This is a genomic window from Yoonia sp. R2-816 (genome assembly GCF_046762905.1).
GTDB lineage: Bacteria > Pseudomonadota > Alphaproteobacteria > Rhodobacterales > Rhodobacteraceae > Yoonia.
Map to the genome: position 1 here is coordinate 1 of NZ_JBKQXN010000068.1, position 20,833 is coordinate 20,833.

General features: G+C 53.6%; 15 protein-coding genes and 2 pseudogenes. 9 read left to right on the forward strand and 8 right to left on the reverse strand.

The features are described 5' to 3' along the window. Nucleotides 1-135 precede the first annotated feature (135 nt). The 4 genes and pseudogenes from ACFWW2_RS01255 to ACFWW2_RS01270 form a co-directional block, all read right to left on the reverse strand. Nucleotides 136-591 (reverse strand): annotated as a pseudogene (locus ACFWW2_RS01255) (ATP-binding protein); the annotation flags it as partial. Next, nucleotides 588-2,093: an IS21 family transposase gene (gene istA, locus ACFWW2_RS01260; protein WP_393925546.1), complete on the reverse strand. Its 1,506-nt coding sequence runs from the start codon at nt 2,091-2,093 to the stop codon at nt 588-590. The gene istA and the pseudogene ACFWW2_RS01255, both read right to left, overlap by 4 nt. 176 nt (nt 2,094-2,269) lie before the next feature. Further along, nucleotides 2,270-5,767 (reverse strand): hypothetical protein, encoded by a 3,498-nt coding sequence (locus ACFWW2_RS01265; protein ID WP_393925547.1) that lies wholly within the window; start codon nt 5,765-5,767, stop codon nt 2,270-2,272. A gap of 17 nt (nt 5,768-5,784) precedes the next feature. After that, on the reverse strand, nt 5,785-6,594 hold the full coding sequence (locus ACFWW2_RS01270) for a hypothetical protein (RefSeq protein ID WP_393925548.1): 810 nt from the start codon (nt 6,592-6,594) through the stop codon (nt 5,785-5,787). Between the two features lie 434 nt (nt 6,595-7,028). Between ACFWW2_RS01270 and ACFWW2_RS01275 the strand changes: the two genes are divergently transcribed. Then, nucleotides 7,029-7,373, forward strand: coding sequence for an H-NS family nucleoid-associated regulatory protein (locus ACFWW2_RS01275; RefSeq protein WP_393925549.1), 345 nt, complete (start codon nt 7,029-7,031; stop codon nt 7,371-7,373). 122 nt (nt 7,374-7,495) lie between these two features. Here ACFWW2_RS01275 and ACFWW2_RS01280 read toward each other — a convergent pair whose 3' ends face one another. The 4 genes from ACFWW2_RS01280 to ACFWW2_RS01295 all read right to left on the reverse strand — a co-directional run bounded on the left by ACFWW2_RS01280 (nt 7,496) and on the right by ACFWW2_RS01295 (nt 12,345). After that, on the reverse strand, nt 7,496-8,341 hold the full coding sequence (locus tag ACFWW2_RS01280; protein ID WP_393925550.1) for a hypothetical protein: 846 nt from the start codon (nt 8,339-8,341) through the stop codon (nt 7,496-7,498). Further along, nucleotides 8,338-9,390 carry a DNA-methyltransferase gene (locus tag ACFWW2_RS01285; RefSeq protein WP_393925551.1) on the reverse strand — a complete coding sequence of 351 codons (1,053 nt, stop codon included), beginning with the start codon at nt 9,388-9,390 and terminating at the stop codon, nt 8,338-8,340. Before ACFWW2_RS01285 ends, ACFWW2_RS01280 begins: the two co-directional genes overlap by 4 nt. After that, a complete protein-coding gene (locus tag ACFWW2_RS01290; RefSeq protein WP_393925552.1) occupies nt 9,387-9,701 on the reverse strand; it encodes a ParB/Srx family N-terminal domain-containing protein in 315 nt (104 codons plus the stop codon). Before ACFWW2_RS01290 ends, ACFWW2_RS01285 begins: the two co-directional genes overlap by 4 nt. A gap of 1,366 nt (nt 9,702-11,067) precedes the next feature. After that, nucleotides 11,068-12,345, reverse strand: coding sequence for a DUF4365 domain-containing protein (locus tag ACFWW2_RS01295; protein WP_393925553.1), 1,278 nt, complete (start codon nt 12,343-12,345; stop codon nt 11,068-11,070). Nucleotides 12,346-12,646: 301 nt separating this feature from the next. Between ACFWW2_RS01295 and ACFWW2_RS01300 the strand changes: the two genes are divergently transcribed. The 8 genes and pseudogenes from ACFWW2_RS01300 to ACFWW2_RS01335 all read left to right on the forward strand — a co-directional run bounded on the left by ACFWW2_RS01300 (nt 12,647) and on the right by ACFWW2_RS01335 (nt 20,578). Further along, nucleotides 12,647-13,234 (forward strand): restriction endonuclease, encoded by a 588-nt coding sequence (locus ACFWW2_RS01300; RefSeq protein ID WP_393925554.1) that lies wholly within the window; start codon nt 12,647-12,649, stop codon nt 13,232-13,234. A 68-nt stretch (nt 13,235-13,302) separates the two neighbouring features. Further along, on the forward strand, nt 13,303-13,632 hold the full coding sequence (locus ACFWW2_RS01305; protein ID WP_393925556.1) for a transposase: 330 nt from the start codon (nt 13,303-13,305) through the stop codon (nt 13,630-13,632). Beyond that, the gene (locus ACFWW2_RS01310; protein ID WP_393925560.1) at nt 13,604-14,098 is read left to right on the forward strand and encodes an IS5 family transposase; all 495 of its coding nucleotides are present in this window, start codon (nt 13,604-13,606) and stop codon (nt 14,096-14,098) included. Before ACFWW2_RS01305 ends, ACFWW2_RS01310 begins: the two co-directional genes overlap by 29 nt. Before the next feature lie 102 nt (nt 14,099-14,200). After that, entirely contained in the window at nt 14,201-15,229 is a 1,029-nt protein-coding gene (locus tag ACFWW2_RS01315; RefSeq protein WP_393925557.1) for an IS110 family transposase, read from the forward strand. A 328-nt stretch (nt 15,230-15,557) separates the two neighbouring features. Further along, nucleotides 15,558-15,695: pseudogene (locus ACFWW2_RS01320) on the forward strand (transposase); the annotation flags it as partial. Between the two features lie 46 nt (nt 15,696-15,741). Next, complete coding sequence (locus ACFWW2_RS01325) at nt 15,742-16,218, forward strand: autotransporter outer membrane beta-barrel domain-containing protein (protein ID WP_393925561.1); 477 nt, start codon at nt 15,742-15,744, stop codon at nt 16,216-16,218. A gap of 401 nt (nt 16,219-16,619) precedes the next feature. Continuing rightward, nucleotides 16,620-16,865, forward strand: a complete 246-nt coding sequence (locus tag ACFWW2_RS01330) for a hypothetical protein (RefSeq protein WP_393925558.1) — start codon at nt 16,620-16,622, stop codon at nt 16,863-16,865. Next, a complete protein-coding gene (locus tag ACFWW2_RS01335; protein WP_393925559.1) occupies nt 16,862-20,578 on the forward strand; it encodes a glycosyltransferase in 3,717 nt (1,238 codons plus the stop codon). Before ACFWW2_RS01330 ends, ACFWW2_RS01335 begins: the two co-directional genes overlap by 4 nt. Nucleotides 20,579-20,833: the final 255 nt, after the last annotated feature.

Here is a 20,833-nt window from a genome sequence, read left to right on the forward strand (position 1 = left end):
CCATGTGGATCGGGCAACGTCGTGATGGTAGTCTTCGTCATGTGGCATATCCTTTTCTCAAATGAGAATTGCGGCGCGTCAACAACGCCATGATATGCCGCCCCTCAGGGGCTATCACCAACTTTCAGCTATATCTCTCTCATCTCTGGCCTCCATCAGTTCATGGACCAGAGATGCCGCCGTGACGAAGCTAACTGGCAACCCCTTTTGACAGGCCGCCAAACCCAGCCCTAGGGCGACATGGGTTTTGCCGGTGCCTGATGGGCCAAGGGCAATGATATTCTCTTGCCGCTCTATCCATTCGCAGCGGGCCAGTTCCAGCACCATCATCTTGTTCAGGCTGGGGATCGCCCTGAAGTCAAAGCTGTCCAAACTCTTCACGGCTGGGAACTTTGCCGACTTGATCCGGCGCTCAACCATGCGCCGTTCCCGGTCGATCAGTTCCAGCTCAGTCAGGCGGGCCAGATAGCGTACATGATCCACGCCTTCGGCCGCGCAGATACGGGCCTGCTTGTCGTGCTCTCGCAGGAACGTGGGCAGTCGCAGGGTTTTGAGATGATGGGCCAGCAACAGTTCTGGTGCGTCAGTCATGCCTCACCACCTGCCAGCAGGCTCATGTAGGATGACGCAGACGTCGTGGCGATATTGGTTCTGGGCAGGAACGGGTAAACATCCAGATCCAGTCTCGGTGGTCGTCTCTCGACCCGGCAAAGCAACAAGTGTTTGATCGCGTCAAAGCTGATCGCCCTCATCTGCAGTGCGTCTTTGATTGCCAGATGCAAAACCTCCAGCTCAAAGCGCTCCAGCAGCCGTAGAACCTGCACGTATTCCCGCTTTCCGGTTTTGCCCTGCCGGGCTTCCAATAAACGTTGGAGGGTTTTAAACGCGTCAGGCAAGTCCCAGCCCTGCAAGGGTGCTGCCTGATCGAAGGACATGATCTTGCGCTCAATGAGAGGCAGGTAGTGAACCGGATCAAACGCCATGTCGCCCCTCTCATAGGAGCGCGGATGCTCAGCGATAGTCTCGGCTGCACAGCCGATCACCACCCGATCCACGAAGCCCTTTATCCAAACCTCCCGGTGGCCATAGGCAACCGGCACCGAGTAGTCGTTGCCGCGGTAGCGTACTTGGGATGTTGATGTGACCTGGCCGCTTTGCAGATCACAGGCTTCAAACGGCGCAGCTGGCAATGAACGCATCGCCGTTAAATCAGCGGCCAGCCGTTCACCGATACTGATCTTATGACCACGCAGGATGTCCGCCTGCCGTTTACGGCATTGTTCTTCAAGGTAATCGTTGAATGCATCCCAGTCAGCAAAGCGCGGTATCGGTACCATGAAGTTGCGTCTTCCGTAGCCGACAAGGCCTTCGACCTTGCCTTTATCATTGCCCTTTCCAGGGCGACCGTAGCGGTCCCCAATCACATAGTGCGAGAGCATTGCACTGAACCGCTGCGTGCGATTGCGCGTGCCGTCTGGCATGATCCTGGCCACAAGGCAGCGGTCATTGTCATAAAGGATAGAGCGCGGTACCGCGCCGAAGAAAGCAAACGCATGCACATGCCCGTCCAGCCAGGCTTCGGTGTTCGCTGCTGGATAGGCGCGGAGGTAACATGCATCACTGTGCGGCAGGTCAAAGGCAAAGAAGTATGCCTTCTGTTCGACCCCGCCGATAACAACCAACGCTTCGCCAAAGTCCGCCTGCCCATGCCCTGGGGGATGGCTCAGCGGAACAAACATCTCCCGTGAGCCGCGCTTTTGCGCACGCACATAGTCTTTGACAATCGTGTAGCCGCCATCAAACCGGCATTCATCGCGCAGCCGTTCAAATATCTTCTTGGCTGTATGTCGTTGCTTGCGCGGGCGGGTCTTGTCTTCTGCCAACCAGCTATCAATCTGAGCCACGTAAGGATCAAGCTTAGGACGCTTGATCGGTGCCGTCCGCCGATACCCAGGCGGCTCAGAATACGCCAACATCTTCGAAACACTGTCCCGGCTGATCCCAAAATCCCGAGCAATCTGACGCCCACTCAAACCTTCCTCAAAGTGAGCGTGACGAACCTTCAAATACAATTCCACGGTGAATATCCCCATGCCCTCCCATCAAATGAAAGGGCAAAAGTGGCCGACTTTTACGCCGCCCGCGACAACACAACGCCGCCGCTACCGTGGCCGAGTATTGCTCCGCCGATTACAAATGGGCTGTTAGACATCAAAAGAAACGGGAACGCCAAGTAATCGACAATTCTCAGCACACAGCTTTGGGGCGCTCATTCAGAAATATCCAATCCGAACACACAGACCATAACTTCAGGACGCATTGAGACTATTTCTGCAGCTATTTCTCGGAGCCAAGCAACTAGCTGCGCCAAATTCATCATCTCTCCAGTTTCTGGGTGTTGCCAGCGCCTCTTTTCCCGCTGGACAATCAGCAGGCAACCTGAACGACAGCGCTTATGAGAGAGATACTTGCCGACGAGTTGATCTCGTAACGCCTCCTCTAAATCTGCTCCGGACCAACGATGTTTGCTGTCATCCAGCTTTAACTCAATTGCTGCCTCGAGATCGACGGCAGTAGCGTTGAGCCGAATATCGGTTCGGTTCTCCTTGACTTTGACCGCCTCCTGATTGACGCGATACATGTCTCTGCTGTGGTCATTTAACCAACTTGCGATGTTTCTCCGAAGTTCAGTTTCTTGTTCGACAAGTTGGAGAGTTTTGCGATTCGAAAACTCGCTATGTTGAAGAAAGTGCGCGTAATCCGACAATCGGTTCAGCATCGTAGCATGCAGCATTTCAGTAATTTCGGGCGTCAGTGACCCTGACAGATCAAACCGAACAACGTGTTCAACTGGCATGGCCCTTGGCTCGCTAGCAGATGCGGCCAATTCTGTTCGCATCTCCAAGAGCCTAGATTTCATGTGATCGAACTCGGGCAAGGCAGAAAACCTAGCGAATGCGTGATGGGTTTCTGGGCATTTCATCTCTACCAACCTGTCGAATAGGTATCGCCGGGCCTTCTCCGCATAGTCACGGCGTCCGGGGCTATGCATTCCGTCATGCTCAATGTCGGTTGAAGGGTGAGCAACGCGATAAGCGGTTTCCACGAGGCTTGCGATCAACTCTGCTCTTTCGCTCTGCGGAATCATTTCAAAGTCTGGCTTTGTACCGGAATAGTCACGCTCGCCGAAAATCTTCCCTAGGAGGGAGAATCCGAACTCGACCTCCTTTGAAGAGCTATACGCGTTCAGAGTTTTGAGCACATATGCGCAGCCCGCTTGAGGTGCCAAAACTGTATAGGCTCTCAGCCAAGCAGCTTGTCCAGTGCTGAGCGAACCGCACTCCGTCAAGCGCTGTTGCACCAATCGTATAACGTCCTGTCGCGCCTCTGGTTCAGTGGCCCCCACAACTAAGTCTATGGCTCGCGCTAAAGCTTCATTTGTATCCTCGGTAATCTCTGTCGGAAACAAATCAAACTGGCCGAGCAGCCAATGCGCTACGATGGTTTTCAAAACTGGAGCATCCAAGTAGTGCAAATCCCCCAAGAGAGGTGCGCTTTCTGTTTCGCCCAAATAGCGAATCTGTGCTTTCAGTTCCTCAGTCATAACGAACGCGACTGGAACGGCATGAGCACCGGCAAGCGCAGGTAGAAAGTCTGCAAATCCGTTCAATTCAACCATCGATAACTTGGTTGCAAGCTGAGTTTCTTCAGCGCTGAGCTGATCTGCCCAACCGTCTGTCATTGTCTCACTCTTGAGAGCGCTAAGGGCATTTATTGATCGGCTACTGGTTCTGTTCTTCTCTTCTTTCTCGCTCCAAGTCTTCGTTTCGTCTTTGCGCCAGAACTCCGAAAGCGCTGGCTTCAATTGGCCAATAAGCGTCTCCGAAAACGTGTTGCGAAGGGCCTCTTCTGACCAACCGCCCCAACTGGTGGCGCTTCGCGTCGCCATAGCCATCCAGTTAAAGAAATTATGCAGATTGCCTTCCTTGGATTCTCCGACAAAAGCCGCTGTCGGATCCTTCTCCAATTCCAGTCGCCATTTGTCCCATTGCGCGAGGCGAGTGGCTTCTTTGCGTTTCCTTTTTTGTTTGCGCTTAGCGCTTTCACGTTGGTATTTTTCGTGCGGCGAGGTTTTGGGCGGGTTAGCAAATTTATCATATTCGATAACAAGGTCAGGCAGGTCAACAATCGCACGAAGAATGCGAGAAGCCGTTTTTTCGTCGCGCTTAGATCTCCAGCAAAGGATCACTGCATAGAACGCCACTCCCCTTCTTTCTGGTATGGAAGGGTCTTCCATAGCCTCGAACAGCCAAGGGTAGTCAGCTTCTGTGATGTTTCCCAGATAATCTTCGTAGTCAGTGCTGTGGTATCTGCTCCATGCATCTTTTTCGTTATCGAGTGTGACTGACAACTCAAAAGTAGCCCAGAAGAATCGAGGTCGAATTGCGGGGTCAGTCCTCAAGCGCTCAATTATGATTTTTGTTTCATCCGCAGCGATAATGCTCTGCTTCCGCTCACCAAAGTAGAGTGCGATCATAGCATCCCAAACCCAATCCAAAGGCAGTTGGTCTGTGGGAAGAGCCGCTTCGCGGGCACATCCAGACAATACCGCGTCAGTAAAGTGATCGTACTTTGAATACGCTTGATAGGTTTTTGCTCCCTCCAACCGATTTTCCCAAATCGAACCAGCAAGTGCGTGAGTTAGTTGGCGTACACCCGTCGCGGGCAATTCAGGTTTTTTCAGGGTACCGTAGAGGGAGTAATTCAGCCCATGAACAGTGTTTGGTGCTTCTTGAGTTCGGCGCGCAAGTTCGACAAATGAACTGAGGTCAACCGCATCGGGCAACAGATAAGGGATCAGAGTGCGAACAATGTCGTCGCCCCAGTCCTTGCCCAGAATTTCCACTCCTAGACGTTTCCTTTCATCCAGCGTTCCTAGCTCCAGTACGATGCGTGCTGCGTAAACACGGTGTTGGTACTCAGCGCCATCATCCAGAGCCACTTCAAAACCGAGATCAACACAATCCGGTATTGGCGTGAAAAGAATGAGTTCAAGTAGTAGCTCTAGGGTATCGCTTCCGGTCTTCGCCTGCTCCCAAAGCTTGCGAATTGTGGCCGCTAAGTCAGCGTGTCCCAATCGTGCCACATCCTGTATGCGAACCCCGACACTACGCCAATCGCTGTTGCTATACTTGTCGACGAAGGCACTAAGAAGATCTGCGCGCATACCAATTGGCATCGAATATGGAAGACCTTGTTGAAACAGGATCTGGGGCTTTCGTGCTCGAACCTCAACAAACACTTCGTTGTGCCAAAGGGCCAACCATGCGGCAATCGGTTCAATGTATGGCCGGACTATCCTTTCGCCCCAAAGGTCGCTGAAAAGCAGTGCCTTCAATTCTCGCCAAGGCAACCCATTCTTGAGTTTGTTCGAAATGCGCTTGGCGGCTAGAAATTCGGACGTTGATCTATGATGAAAGCGTACGGCGTTCACACCAGACGGATCAAAAAGTGGTCGACTTAACAGTTCTTGCTGCTCTGACGCTGACCAATCTGTCAAAACGTCTGTAACGCACAAAGCAACGTCACTCTGTTCAGTGCGATCAAATTGCAAGGTTCGTCGCTTGGTGAGTGTAAGCGCCAAGGCCAAACGCTCAGCACCATCAAGGGCACGGGCATTGGACAGGCTTGGTCTACCAGGGCGTTCTGGGCGTTCGGCAAGTTTGAGCGAAATGCCTGCATTTTTTTGTTCCTCAAGCGATCCCAAACGCCCTTTCGAACGCATTAGAGCAATGCCATCAATGACGTCCGAGGGCGTTTGAAAAAGCGGCCACGTTTCTGTTTTTCAATTTGCTCCTTGAACCCTTTCGAGGAGGCAGGATCAAGCGCCTCGGCAAAGTCAGTAACTTGGGTTGGGGTCAGAGGCAAAAGTGCATAAATCGCAAGCGTTTGTGGTGTCGCCTCTGGCTTCTCTAATTGCTGATTTTGATCTTCAGTTTCAGCTCTGGTTAAAGTCGAACGAAAAAACTCCTCTGGCGGAGGCGCGATAACTCTCGCGTTTTCAACAGCTATAGGAAATAGCTCGTTGAAATCAGTCGCGTCTATTTGATGCCGCCAATCGGCTGGGCGGCACGAGACAATAAGATGTGCGAGGTTGCTCTTTCCTTCGATTTTCCTGCCCAGCTTTCGCAACGCACTTCGAAAACTTCCATCTCGAAGTTTAAGCTCATCCACTGCGTCAAGAAAAAACCATGCTTCATCCTCTGATTTGATGTTCAACCACTCATCGAGCGCTCTTTCGTCTGCGGGAGAAATTGCATCTTCTGTGGTGCTGTCATGAAGTCTTTCAAGGGGTATGAAGACACTGCAACGACCTTTAGCTCTAAGTTGCGCCGCTTGCTGTCTGAATTCGTGAGTCTTGCCCGACCGCCCTTCACCAAGGATGATCACTCGTTTGCACTGCAGGATATCATTCCAATTGCTCGTCTTGCTAGCGTAGTATGACCCCAGATATCCTTGGTAATCGTAGTCCCGCAGCTCTTCTTCACTAGGCTTAGAAAATCGCCGATCAACTGGAACATGTGTCTGTGTCAATTGCTATCCTGTGTTGTGGGTTTTTATGAAGCATGACAAGCAACCAGAAAGACAAAGCGTTCCTGTTGGTCAATTTGAACATCGCAAATTCGTTGCATAATTTAGCGCCTGATGTTGTGCCTCGTCAATCTCAGCACACGATATTCTGTGGCAGCAAAGCACTAAATCAAAGGAGACTACCGGCGCAGAACTGCGGGTAGCGTATGTTTCCTTTGACGGGCCGTGCGGCAGCGACGATGCCCATCGATCAATGACCGCACAGGGCCGTGTTCGCCGCAAGACAATCCCAAACTTTGCAGATTTGCGATGTCCGCTTCCTGCGCCATTGCCGCAACAAACGACAGCAGCAACCACTCCATACGTGCCGACAGATCTATTGCTTCCCTTCACATTCTGTCATTTAACCTGCTGAGCAAGACTTGGAACAGAATGATATGCAAACCGACCTGAGATCACTGACACGCAAAGAACTGGAGAAGCTCAAAGCCGATATCGACAAGGCCCTGGCGAAGGTGGCCGCGCGCGATAAGAAGGCCGCACTTGTTGCCGCCGAGCGAGCCGCGAAGACGCATGGGTTTTCTTTGGCCGAGATCACCGGCACGGCTGATACACCCACAAAACCCAGACGCAAGACGGCCAAGAAGCCAGCCGTGCGCGGCAAGCCCAAATACGCCAACCCTGATGACAAAAAGCAGACCTGGACTGGCAAGGGACGCAAGCCGGACTGGTTCAACGCCGCACTTGCAGCGGGCAAAACACCAGACGACATGGCGCTCTGACCGCTGGTATTGCCGCAGCTTCATTTGGAGGGCTTTCTAAGCGAACAACTCCTATGCGTTCCTTGGTTGCGGCACATCAGCTCTCCGACGCTTGCACAAGACGGTGAAGCTGGCCTCCCGGCTCAATCCGTAGCACCCACCATCCGCTGTCGGATCATGTCCTGCAGCACCTGCATTTCTTCCTCTTCGTTGAGATCGGGATTGTTACAGATACGGATCGCCTCTGGCAGCATGCAGAGTATTTGCTTCACGCGGGTTTCTGACCACATGGTTGCGCCGCGTTTGACCACATAGCCCGCATCAAGCCAGGCCTGACGGACCTCCCTGAGCAATTGCCGCTTCGCCATGACCTCCCGCCGCATCATGATCAAGACCATGTCCGACGGGCTGATCTGTTCCCGGCGCGGCAGGGTCTCGTCGAGGAACATCGCAACGAGCAGGGCGCCGCTTGCAGGCGTGTCGTCCATGCCCCGCCCCATGGCCCGCTGATCAAGGGCGTGTTGCCACAGGCAGGCATCAATGACCAACTGCGTGTTCCGCATCATGACGTATTCGTCGTGATTACATGGCCCGATAACACGCACACCGTCACGCGGATCGATGATGATGTCGTCAGGATGCGGAAACGCCAGCGGCTCACACCCATGCTCCTCGATATGTTGATCAAAGAGCGCCTGCTGCTTACGCTTGGACCGCCGCGCCTTGGCGACATCTCTGTTGATATCGTGTTGCTTTTTCTCGGCGCCGAGACGCCGGAGCTCGTTGTACTGTCGGATGCTTTGCGGGCTCCCGCGTAGCGCGGATGCCGTCAGCTGATACAGAATGGCATCCGAGATCGACATCTCCATCGGCTGCTTATTCACCTGCAGCGTTCTTTTCTGCTCGCCCAACCTCTCGATTGCATCCCAGAACGCGTTCATCGCTGGTGTATCGTCGTCCGGGTTGTTGTCTCCGTTGTTCTTGCTCATTGGTTCAGATCCCCGCGCTGCGCAGTGCGGGTGCGATCGTCAAAACGCTCCCCATCCGCATCAAGGACATCACGATCACCAGTCAGCGCGATGTATCGCCGGATGATCGTGTCGCAGTACTGCGGGTCGATCTCGAGAAGCCTGGCTTTGCGGCCACAGCTTTCCGCCGCGATCAATGTGCTGCCGGCACCGCCAAAGCCATCCAGCACGATGCTGCCGCGCCGGCTGCAATCCTTCAGGGCATCAACAATCAGTTCGACGGGTTTGACCGTGGGATGCATCCCAAGGGCCTCGTCACGCGCAGCCCCCAGCACATTGGCCCCGGCATAATCCCAGACATTCGTGCGGTAGCGTCCGCTCTCTCCCAGACCAAAGCTGTTGATATGGGCGGCTGTCCCGATCTTGAAGACAAAGACGAGTTCATGTTTGGACCGGTAGAAACTGCCCATACCGGCATTGGTCTTGTTCCAGACACAGAGGTTCTTCAATTCCGTGAAGGCTGTCTCACCTGCGACAAGCAGGTCCTGCATGTGACGCCAATCCATGCAGACATAGGCGATCGCCCCATCAGAGGCGAGAGATGCCATGTTTGACAATGTGCAGGTCAGGAATGCAGTGAATGCCTCCCGGCTCATCTCGCCTGAGGCCACGGCAAACTCCCGATGCTTCTGCCGCCCAAGACCTGTGACGTTGCCATCAATCTTCACGTTGTAAGGCGGGTCGGTGAAGATGAGTGCGGCCCTGTCGTCCCCCATGAGCCGTGTCATGTCGGGCGCGGCGGACGCATCTCCACACAGCAGACGATGTGCGCCCAGATGCCAGAGATCCCCGCGCTGCGTGACGGCTGGTCCAGACACGGGCTCGGCGACCTTGTTCAATGCCGGATCAGGCTGCGCCTGTGCTGTCCCATCCAAGACCACTTCGATCTCGCCGAGCGAGAAGCCGGTCAGTTCAAGGTCAAAGTCAATCTCGGCCAGCGCTTGCAGTTCGATCGATAGAATGTCGGCATCCCAGCCGGCATTCTCCGCCAGCTTGTTATCTGCAATCACGTAGGCGCGGCGTGGCGTTCCGCTTCAGTCAGATGCGACAAGGCCAGTGTGGGTACCTCGGACAATCCAAGTGCCAGAGCCGCGCGGACCCGACCGTGACCGGCGATGATCTCACCTTCATCGGAGACCAACACCGGATTGGTAAAGCCAAACCGCTTGATGCTCTCCGCGATCTGTTTGATCTGCGCGTCAGAATGCGTGCGGGCGTTATTGGCATAGGGCGTCAGCGAACCAGGATGCACATAGCACAGGGCGGCGTGTGAGTGGGATTGATCGCAAGGATGGTTGGGATGTGTGGTGGTCGAAGTCATAATCGAGTCCTTTGTTCATGATGGAAGTGACGTCATGAACAAGGGCTAGCCTGTCAAAACAGCGCGTAATACACGCAAGGGTTTGTGTGTATAGCCTCAGACTGAGACATCAACCACGATGCAATGCGCGCGCCTACGAAGACCACCGCGAAGCAGTTCGACACCTAAAAAAAAATATGGGGCAAAAGGCGGCTCCGGGTGACGACAACACGCACCCGGCACATGCCGCTGTCTTCCCAGCAAACGGCATTCCGATCCCACATATCGACACTGGCATCCCACAAAACGACACCCACGGTGCCTCGTCAGATCGCAAAACTGCAACAAGGTGCCCGAAAGCGCACCCAAAACAGCACTCACATCCCGCCTATTGGACCCAAAAACACCGCTGGAAGGTGGTCAGCACTAGAGCGGAAAAGTCATAAGCCTATGAAACATATATATAATAGCACATCCCGAGACCCGCCAGCACACAATCAGAGACGCGTTCGAGAAAAAAACTTCGCTCCGCCAATGAATTCATGTCGAACGTCAGACGAAATTGGCTTTTACGTCAAAAACTGACCCAATCACCGCGAGCCGGATGCTTGTGGCTCGGTCGCAGGCGTCCGGTTCGCATCTCCCGCATCTAGTGTTTCAGACAACTGAGTATGTCGCGCTGCTAGGGTCTTCTGGCGCTCGAGCGGCTGTCTGTCGGCGCAGACGGCCCAAACCTGCCGTTCACGCGATGACGTTGATGCTACATTGCACCCTGTCAAAGCAGACCTTAGAGAATGTCAGGGTTGCCCTGGCTGGGCGGCAATTGAGTGTAAGCATTGAGCAATAGACCTATGTCCGAGGTAGGATCACATCATGGATTTGGGAGTGCCCTGTCGAATGAAGCAGGTTCTATTAGGCGCATAATTGGTGGTTTTGGTTCCGAGGATGCTCGCTCATCGTGCAGAGTTTTTGCCATCTGATCAAACATGTGCACGATCTCGACCGGGCATCCTTGGTCAACAAGAATGCCTCTGAATTGCGAGTATGCTTCATATCCACATCGTTGAATGGCGCAAGATAGGGTTGAAACCATAATTGAAGTTTCGTCGCTTTCCATCGCCAATCGTAACGAAATTTGGATAGCATCAGTCCAGGCTGAAGCGTTATCTTCTAACAGATAACTCAAAATAAACGACGCACACATGGCGTGGTCGTCTTGGTCTCGATCCATCGAGTTCTGCATGACTTCTGACCAGAATTCAGGTCTCGACAAGTTCAAAGTTGCGATGTGCTTGTTATCGTCAAGAAATTCGACGAGCCAGCCCGCGACAATTGTCTTTATGCTGCCCTCTGTTGCTTCGAACTGATCGTCTGATTCTGACGCTTCTTAGTAGTATCTGATAGCTCGGTCTGGGTGCGCAGCGAACATAAGAGCATCCCCCGCGCAAATAGCGGTTTTGGCATTTGCTTCAATCGCATGGGACGCTTCGTAGGCCCTTGCCGACAATCGATACCGGCCCGAGAAGTAAAGGATGGCCCTGAGTTCCGATAGAAAGTAGGCCCTTTCGAGATATTCCGCACACTTGCGACGCGCCAAGTTGAACTGGCGAAGAGCCGCGCGCATTTCGACGGCAATACGCAGCGAGTCTCCAAATGAGTAGTGTATCGCAGCTTGAACGAGATCCGATTGATCGACATCTGCAGCGATGGCTTCCTCGTAGAAACGGTTTATCGCCGTCATTTTTTGGTCGTGCGATCCGGCTCGACTTAGTAGTGCGTGAATGTAGCGGGCATAGCTTTCGTCCTGGATCTCATGTAGCCCGTTTAGGCTCGCAATAGCCGCTGCCAATTCGCTGTCGCCAACAACGCCTACTGCAACGACGGACGCAAGTTCTCTGCTAGGGCAAGCCAGATTTTCACGTACAATGAATGATGCCAAATCATGCAAGTGCTCATCGAAATCTGACCTATACGCCATGCATGCAACAACATAGCACAGCCAAAGGAAGATATCATTATGATCCTCAATATCGAGATGGACCGCAACTGAAGCTATTGAATCGATGCCGACTTTCAGCTTGTCGCCCTCAAAGGAAATCTGCATTGGCAGGCAATCATTTGGATCCTCGCCTTTCTTGAAACGCGAGGAAACGCCCAGAATTTTACTCATAGCGGCATTCAACGCAACAGAGACATTCGCTTCCGTTTGTTCAGATTCAACTGCCAATCCGATTGGAAGTTGCCGCGAGCGGATCCGCAAAGTTCGGAAAATACGTAGGGTTGTTGGAATTGTATGCGACGTTCTAGCGCCCCAAGCATCCGTTGGATCAAACTTGATCGTGATAGTTTCCGCGCTTGGACGAGATTGTCGTGCGAAAATTTCGGGAAGCCACAACCAATGGAATGTTCGCGAGGGTGCGCAGTACAGAACTAACATCGATGGAGCGTCGAGCGACGACATGTACTCCAGCCGATCGACTTTCATCTTTACTGAACGAGCCATTTTGGGACTGTCGGTTGCTTTAAGCTGTACAAGAAACATTAAGCCCGTGGATCTACCGGTTTCGTCGAAAACCTCGACTTCTAAATCGATGCCATAGTCCTTGTCTTTTCGTCGGCAAACCCATGCGCTCGGCAATAGGCGTTCGAACTCTTGGATAGACAAGTCTTCTAGTTGATGGGTTCTAGAACGCGTTGGCAAGATCGGATGCTCCATGAGAAAACTGTCCGAAAAGGAGCACAGACGTGCGGCATTCGCAATGTGATGTCTCGGTCAAACAGCTGTGCCGACAGTTACTTTCCGCTTCGGCCCATACCAGACCCTCACCGCCTAACTTGGATTCTGCGCTCGCAGCTCACATAGCGGACATTGGTCAAAATAGCTCTCCGTACTGGCAGACGGCCTTGTTGTCATACCCGATGCTAGACATACTCGGGCAGAAGCCAAACCTATGGGGACTTGATAGTTGAAGGCCGCAACCAATCCGAGGTGGAACCCCAAACACCCCATCGAGGTTACGCCAGAAGAGTATGAAAAACAGGTTGTTTCTTGGCTTCAATCCGCGGGGCGAGAGCTTCAGGAGTTCACCGTCAATCACCTAGAAAAAATCCATGGCGAAGGGGGCGAATACAGCATTGACGGCTGGGCAGAGTTCGAGATTTTCGGGGGTGCAAAAGTTTGTGTCCTGATCGAGTGCAAAAAGCACAGACGGCCAGTAGTGCGAGATGTCATTCTGGGCGTTCACGCAAAAGCCCAAGCTGTCGGCGCGCAAAAATCCATAGTGTTCTCTACTTCCGGGTTTCAGAGTGGTGCTGTCGAGTTTGCAGCGAGCGCAGGTGTTGCATTGGTGGTTTTCGTGGACGGCAAAGCGACCTACTTCACTCGCAGTAGAGAAGCGTTATCCGAAGCACACTATCCACCTGACTTACCAGAATTCGCGGGGCAAATGGTCCGAGCAGAAGCCAACAAAACCACAATTTCGATTCTTACTGATGAGTGGACCACCCCATTGGAAGAATGGTTTAGGTCCAAAAACAACAACCGCCTTGTGTAGTACTAGGGTCAGGACCCATTGATTTCCTTTGTGCGACATGATTCATCGGTCGAAAATCGAGTGGTGATATGAGCAATCTATATTGGTTGGATGATGCGCAGATGGCGCGTTTGGAGCCCCACTTTCTCAAGTCCCATGGCAAACCACGCGTCGATGACAGACGGGTTCTGAGTGGCATTATCTTCATCAACCGCAATGGCTTACGCTGGCGAGATGCACCCAAAGAATATGGTCCGCACAAGACGCTGTACAACCGCTGGAAGCGGTGGAGCGACAAGGGGATCTTTGCCCAGATCATGTTGGGTCTGGCCGCCGAGCATGGCGAGAAAAAGACCGTCATGATCCCCTCTCATCGAAACTTCGTTTCGACTGCCGGGCAGCGGACGCCACCTATTTGAAGGCCCACCGCACTGCGACCAGTATGGGCGTGAAAAAGGGGGGCGTGGACGCCTGATCGGTCGGACCAAGGGCGGTATGAACACCAAACAGCATGCCGTCTGTGACAGCCAAGGCCGCCCCCTCAACCTCTTCGTCACCGCTGGGCAGGTCAGTGACTACATCGGCGCACGGGCAATGTTGAGCAGCTTACCAAACGTCGATTGGCTGCTCGGAGATCGCGGCTATGATGCTGACTGGTTCAGAGAAGCCCTGCAAGACAACGACATACGGCCATGCATCCCGGGTCGAAAGTCACGCTCCAAAGCTGTGCGATACGATAAGCGCCGATACAAACGCCGCAACCGCATTGAGATCAGGTTCGGCAGAATGAAAGACTGGCGACGGGTCGCAACCCGCTATGACCGCTGCCCCAGAGTCTTCCTCTCGGCAATCGCCCTCGCCGCAACCGTCATTTACTGGTTATAAGATGCTGTAACGGGGCCTGCGTCGCGCACGACCGTTGCCACTTGTCAGATCAGCATCGCGCTGTCGCCATTCCCGTATTGAACCCAGATGGAGGATGACGGGATGAAGCTATTTATTGGATTGGATGTGTCGTTGGCGAAGACCGCAGTGTGTGTGGTCAGCGAGCATGGCCAGATTGTTAAAGAGGCGGAGACTGAAAGTGAACCGGAAGCTTTGGCGCACTGGTTGGACGAACTTGACGGCTGCATCGCAGCGATTGGCCTGGAGGCCGGGCCACTGTCGCAATGGCTGCACCGAGGGCTGACCGAAGCTGGCCTGGATGCGGTGCTCATGGAAACGCGCCAAGTGAAAGGAGCGCTGAAGGCGATGCCGATCAAGACCGATCGGCGCGATGCAGAAGGGATTGCTCGTCTTCTACATCTCGGCTGGTTCCGTCCGGTGCATTGTAAATCTGTCTCCGCTCAGGAAACCCGAGCGGTTCTCGGCGCTCGAAAGGCCATCCAACAAAACATGATCGCTCTGGAGATGTCGCTTAGAGGCCTACTGCGAAACTTTGGCCTCAAGGTCGGTGCGATCTCCCGCGGTAGGTTCGAGACACGCATACGGGAATTGGCAGATGGCAATCCGATGCTGGAAACCGCAACAGCACCAATGCTGCGAGCCCGAGCTTCGTTGCGACAGGAACTGGCCGGTCTCGAAAAGCGCGTGCGTCAGCTGGCCTGGGATGATCCGGTTTGCCAACGCCTTATGTCGATGCCTGGGATCGGTGCAGTCGTCGGGCTGACCTTCCGCGCGGCTATCGATGATCCGGGGCGCTTCCGATCGTCGAAGAGGGTTGGCCCCTGGGTTGGTTTGACGCCTTCACGCAACCAGTCCGGTGAACGGGACGTGTCGGGTGGGATCACCAAAGCTGGTGACGTCAATCTGAGAAGGGCGTTGTGCCAGGCCGCAACCGTCATGATGAACCGTGGCCGATCGACTTGGCTGAGAACGTGGGGAGCCCAGCTAGCGCAGCGGCGCGGACGCAAAATTGCGATGGTCGCCCTCGCGCGCCGCATCGCGGTCATTCTGCATCGGATTTGGGTCGATGGCACAACCTTCCGGTCAGATGCGGCGCCGAACCCTGTCTGACAGAATGATATCCCACCTGTTGCCTGCCTGAGCGCAGGCTTTAGAGGTCCCGCAGGGACGTGGTTCCGATGATGCCGCGGTCAGGACTGTCGCTGACTTTGACAAGCACGCCTATGAGATGGGCACGTCGGAATTACATCGAACCAGCATAATGTTGGCAGCCGCCGCGCTGACCACGAACCGAAGCATGTACCCCAAGGATCTCAGCCGAAAGCCGCGACAGCACGCAAGGTGGACACAAAAAGTTACAACTCAACCGCTCTGGCGGATCAATCATTCTGCGCAAAAAAGCTTGACTGGGGCGACCCCGTTACCGAAGTCCTGAACCTACAAACGCCGCAATCGGATTGAGAGAATGTTCGGGCGCCTCAAAGATTGGAGACGTATCTCAACGCGCTATGACCGGTGCCCCAAAGTCTTCCTCTCGGCAATCGCTCTCGCCGCAACCGTCATATTCTGGTTATGAGTCTGGAACCTATGCCAGCGACCTGACCTCTGACAGCCTTGGGACCCTGACCGAGGGCAACAGTGGCACGGGCTATGCGCTGTCGATCGAGGCCGGACAGCAGTTTGATCTGGGCACTGGGATGACGGTGATCCCGCAGGCGCAGCTGAGCTTCTCCTCTGTGGCGCTTGATGGCTTCAGCAGTGAGTCGTCCCATGGGGAGCGTGTGGCATTTGACGATGCGACCAGCCAGCAGCTGCGCCTTGGACTTGAGTTCGCAGGGCAGGCCCCGCAAGAGGGGCGTCACCTTTATGGCCTCATGAACCTGTTCCATGAGTTTGGTGCGGGCAGCGCGGTGGATGTGGCCGGGGCGTCGCTGACGACCGAGCATGAACCCTGGGCGGTTGGGGTCGGGCTTGGCGGCAGCTATGCGTGGAATGACCGCGTGGATCTCTTTGGCGAAGCCGCCTATGCCACCGGGCTGAGCAACGCTGGTGATACCAGCGCCCTAAGTGCAAACGCAGGCTTCAAAGTCACGTTCTAGAGAAGCAGCGGCGCCTCTCCGACATGAGGCTCGTGCCAAGCTGGTCTCCATCGCAGAGACCGGCTTGAATCCCGATCAGCGGGCGGTGAGTACCTCTTTTGTCAACACGGCCTAAATCAAAGGCACGAGCGGTACATCGCAGGCCGTCAACGTTGCGCGCGAAACCCGTTCAGGCAAAAAAACGGCCCCGAAGGGCCGTTGGACCGGAGCAAATTAATTTGGATTGCGGATCGCCTTAATTTGGATTGATCCGATTTCGTTCATTCAGTCTTTTCGTCTAGATTAGGGGGAGAAGCCCTACCGCTGATCTCATGGCGCGCGCGCCTGCCCATAGCTGATGTCTATTCAAATATAGGATTTAGGAATTTCCCGAAGGCTGCAAGCTGGTTCTATTGTGAAGCATGGAACGCATTGATTGGCCTGTAATTGTTTGGTTAAAAATCGCCAAATTCCGCAATAAATTCAACCTGTTACTTGCAGGCCGGATGGGCTTGGCGTACCATCGGTTCATCGGGCCGCCGCTGCGCCCTGGCGCAGACAGCAGCGCTCACCGGTTTCCTCATCCTTACCTTCTGACACCCGGCCACAGGCTGGTTGTCGCGCGCGGGTTAATTGGGAGTCCGATCACGGCATCCGGAGCGACATGAAAAAACCATTACTTTTAGGTCAACAGATCTCGAGGCCTACTTATCTGGCTACGACTGCATGGCTGCGACATGCACCCTTCGCGATGTGGCTAGTAAAGGCTGCACGACCGAAGCGGATTGTTGAGCTCGGCTCACACAATGGATACTCCTACTTCACATTCTGCCAAGCCGTGCTCGAAGCCGGTCTCGACACTGAGTGTTTTGCCGTCGATACCTGGAACGGCGATGAGCACGCCGGATTTTATTCAAAAGAGGTATACGATGCAGTCAAAGAAGAGAATATTAAGTACGAAAAGTTCAGCAGGCTACTGCGAAAGACTTTTGACGAAGCTTTAAGCGACATTGAAGATAACTCGGTTGATCTACTACATATCGACGGCAGACATCGCTACGAGGATTTGAGTTGCGATTTTGAAACCTGGCTTCCCAAGCTGACGCAGAATGCAATAGTACTATTCCATGACACGGAGGTACGACGTAGCGACTTTGGTGTCTGGCGATACTGGGCAGAACTTGAGAAGCAATTTGACACTTTCAATTTCACTTTTCAGCATGGGCTCGGTGTGCTTTTCACGGGCGACGACCCATCCCACCAGCTAACCGAATTCCGTCAAATATCTCAAACGGAGTTCGGGCGCGACGCGATTAATTCTCTTTTCTTTCGACATGGCGAAGAAATCGCGCTCGGGCAAACCTGGAATACGCTAAAGATCAGCCTCGATCAGGGCCCCAATGTGCTTCGGAGATTCCTCAAGATCTTTAGTGATGGATCGGTCAAACCTGAGAGTCATCTTGGAACCATAGACGAAAGTATTTTGACACTTGGGAAAGGCTTTCTAGCGCAACAAGAAACACAGCAGAGACTTGAATCGACTACGAACAAATTGAGCTTGACGAGGCAAGAATTGGCCTTCGCGCGCTCCCGCGCGCACTGGATATGGAAAGATTACCTCGCCTATAAGCTTCTTTCGATGATCGCGGGAAGAAAACTACCTCTTGCAGATAGCACCCGCCAGCGTTTCCTGCGAAGCGCCGCAAAGCGCGACCCGCGCCGATCTCTCGAGCCAGTATCAACACCGTCAATACAGCTTACGACCCACTTCAAGCCAACAATACCATCGTCCTCGATAGAGCCGTTCGATCCTTTGCAATCGGAGCAATGGGTCGAAGAACTTTATGCTTCGGAAGCAGCACAACAAATGGCGAATAAACCGGTGCTGATATCAGTTATAATGCCAACCAAGAATCGCGCAGCGCGTATACCCGCAGCCATCGAAAGCGTTCTAGATCAGGTTTGGAATAATTGGGAGTTGATCATCGTCGATGATGCCTCCAACGACGACACTGCGGATATGGTGCGGGTCCTTTACAACGATCCTCGTATCCGTCTGATGAAAGCAAAGGGCGCCGGCGTCTCAGCAGCAAGGAACACGGGTCTGTCAGCTGCTCGAGGCGAACTAATAGCCTACCTCGACTCAGATAACACTTGGACGCCTGAATATCTGAAGTTCATGGCTGTGGCTCTGCTGCGAGAAAAAGCGATGACAGGCTACGCGGTATTGCAGGGCTTTGGTGGCGAGCGCTCGGAGCTGGAAAAGAGTTTTTACTACAATCGACGTTTTGACCTTGATGCGCTCAAGATGAACAACTTCATTGACATGAATGTATTCATGCACCATCGATCACTCTTCGAGCAACATGGCGGCTTTGACGAGACTATAAAGCGTATGGTCGACTGGGACCTAATCCTACGCTATTGTACCGTTTTCCCGCCTGTTTTTGCGAATGCCGTAGGCGTTCATTACGACCATCGCCCACGCCCAGACCGCATTACATCATCCGAAAAAATGGCCTATCGGTATGTCGTTCTCAATAAGCATCTAATTGACTGGAGCGCACTAGCTAAAAGCGCAGACAAACGCGACCCAGAGCTGGTTTCGATTATTACATGTGTCTTTAACAATCCTGAATTGACCGATCGTTGCCTGAAATCAATCTTCCGTCATGAAGCTGGTGTACCTTTCGAGGTTATCATCATCGACAACGGCAGCGATCGGAAAACAGCGCAGTTGCTCGACTCTTGGTCAGCGCGAGAAGAAAAGATCACTTTGTTGCGAAATACAGAGAACATGAACTTCTCGTTGGGAAATAACCTCGGTTTTGCGCATAGTAGCGGCGAACGGGTCGTATTTCTCAACAATGACACTGAAGTGACGCCTGAATGGCTGCGTACTTTATTGCAACCTCTTAGCCAAAAGGAAATCAAGGGGGTTCAGCCCAAGCTGTTGTTTCCCGATGGCACAATCCAGTGCATAGGGCTGGTTTTCTCCGAATACTCCCCTTTCGCCTATGGGCTTTATGTTGGGCGTCCCGGCGATGACCCGCTGACTCTAAAACGTCGCCACTTTCGCGCTCTGACGGGGGCTTGCCTAGCGTTGCGCGCGCAGGATTTCGTCAAGATGCAGGGTTTTGACCCGATTTATATCAATGGACAAGAAGATGTTGACCTCTGCCTTCGGCTAGGAGGAGGTGCGCGCCAGTTCACGTGCGCCACGGATTCAGTGGTTGTGCATCACGAAGGAAAGACCGCCGGCCGTGGCAAGCATATAGGTGAAAATAGGGCTATTTTTGCAGAGCGTTGGGCAGACAAAATCTTGCCGGATGATCAGGACTGCTACCAGCAAGATGGCATCATGATAGAAAACTACCGCGCTGACTCCGAACTCCACGAGGCAAATGGTCTTGCGGTATTTTTACCCGAATTCCAACGCCTTCAAACACTCGCGACACCGGCCGTCATTGGTGCGATCGGCTCGTCCTTTCGACTACGCATACCTTGCCCAAACCCAGAACGGAAAGAAAGTTGGGGAGATTATCATTTCGGCGTTGCACTGACACGGGCCTTAGCTAGGCAGGGCATCGATGCCGAAATCTCATTCTTGCAAAATTGGAAGCAGCCAGCGGAAAAGGGCCAAGTTGACTTAGTCTTGCGCGGCCTGTCTAATTTCAGCGAACACGCCACCAAGGTTGCGAGGTCGGGCCCGCGTTTAATGTGGATGATAAGCCATCCCGATCAAATTGCGGATGACGAGTTAGAGGAATACGATTTTGTATTCGTTGCATCCGAAGCATGGGCACAAAAACTGCAAGCACGCCTTAAGCGACCTGAGGTCTTACCCCTGCTACAATGCACAGAAGCCGAAAGATTCTTTCCAGAGGCATTCGATCCGGCGCGCCGGCACGAACGCCTATTCGTCGGAAATTCCCGCAAAGTCTTGAGAAGTCTGGTCGCGCTTGCTATTAGGGAAGATCTGCCGCTCAGCATCTATGGTGAGATGTGGGAAGGCTTAGCGCCCAATGCATGGTTGCATTCGAATAACATTCCAAATGTGGAGTTGGCAAGCTACTACGCCAGCGCAGGCGTAGTTTTGAACGACCACTGGGATACAATGCGCAAGGCAGGTTTCGTTTCCAATCGGGTTTTCGATGTGCTTGCCTGCGGCGCACCCTTGGTGACTGACGACGTCTTACAGATGCCGGACTTGCTGCGTGAGGCTTGTACTATCCTTACCGAGCATGGCACGCTTCGCGATGCGATCGATCGGGCCCAAAACTTTCATGAACTCGCAACCCGCGCCGAAATCTCCGCATGGATTCGTAGCGACCACAGTTTCAACGCGCGAGCCCGCGAGATCGCCTCGATTTTCAAATAATCTGGTCCGCAGAGACTGGTTAGTCGGGTCAAAACATCACTCGGATGCCGAGTTTCGGATAGTGTCCTTGGGAATGGTGTAACTTTGCTCTTCGGCCTCGGCTTCGCGCAGGTACTCGCTGAACCGCATGGGTATTCGCACCGGTCAGGACAAAACCTGGAATGCCAAGCGCGTGTCCTCCATACGGCGCGTGAACAACATCCACGGCTACCTCTCCGCTGACAAGGACAGCCCGTGGCGCACCATGTCTGAGGC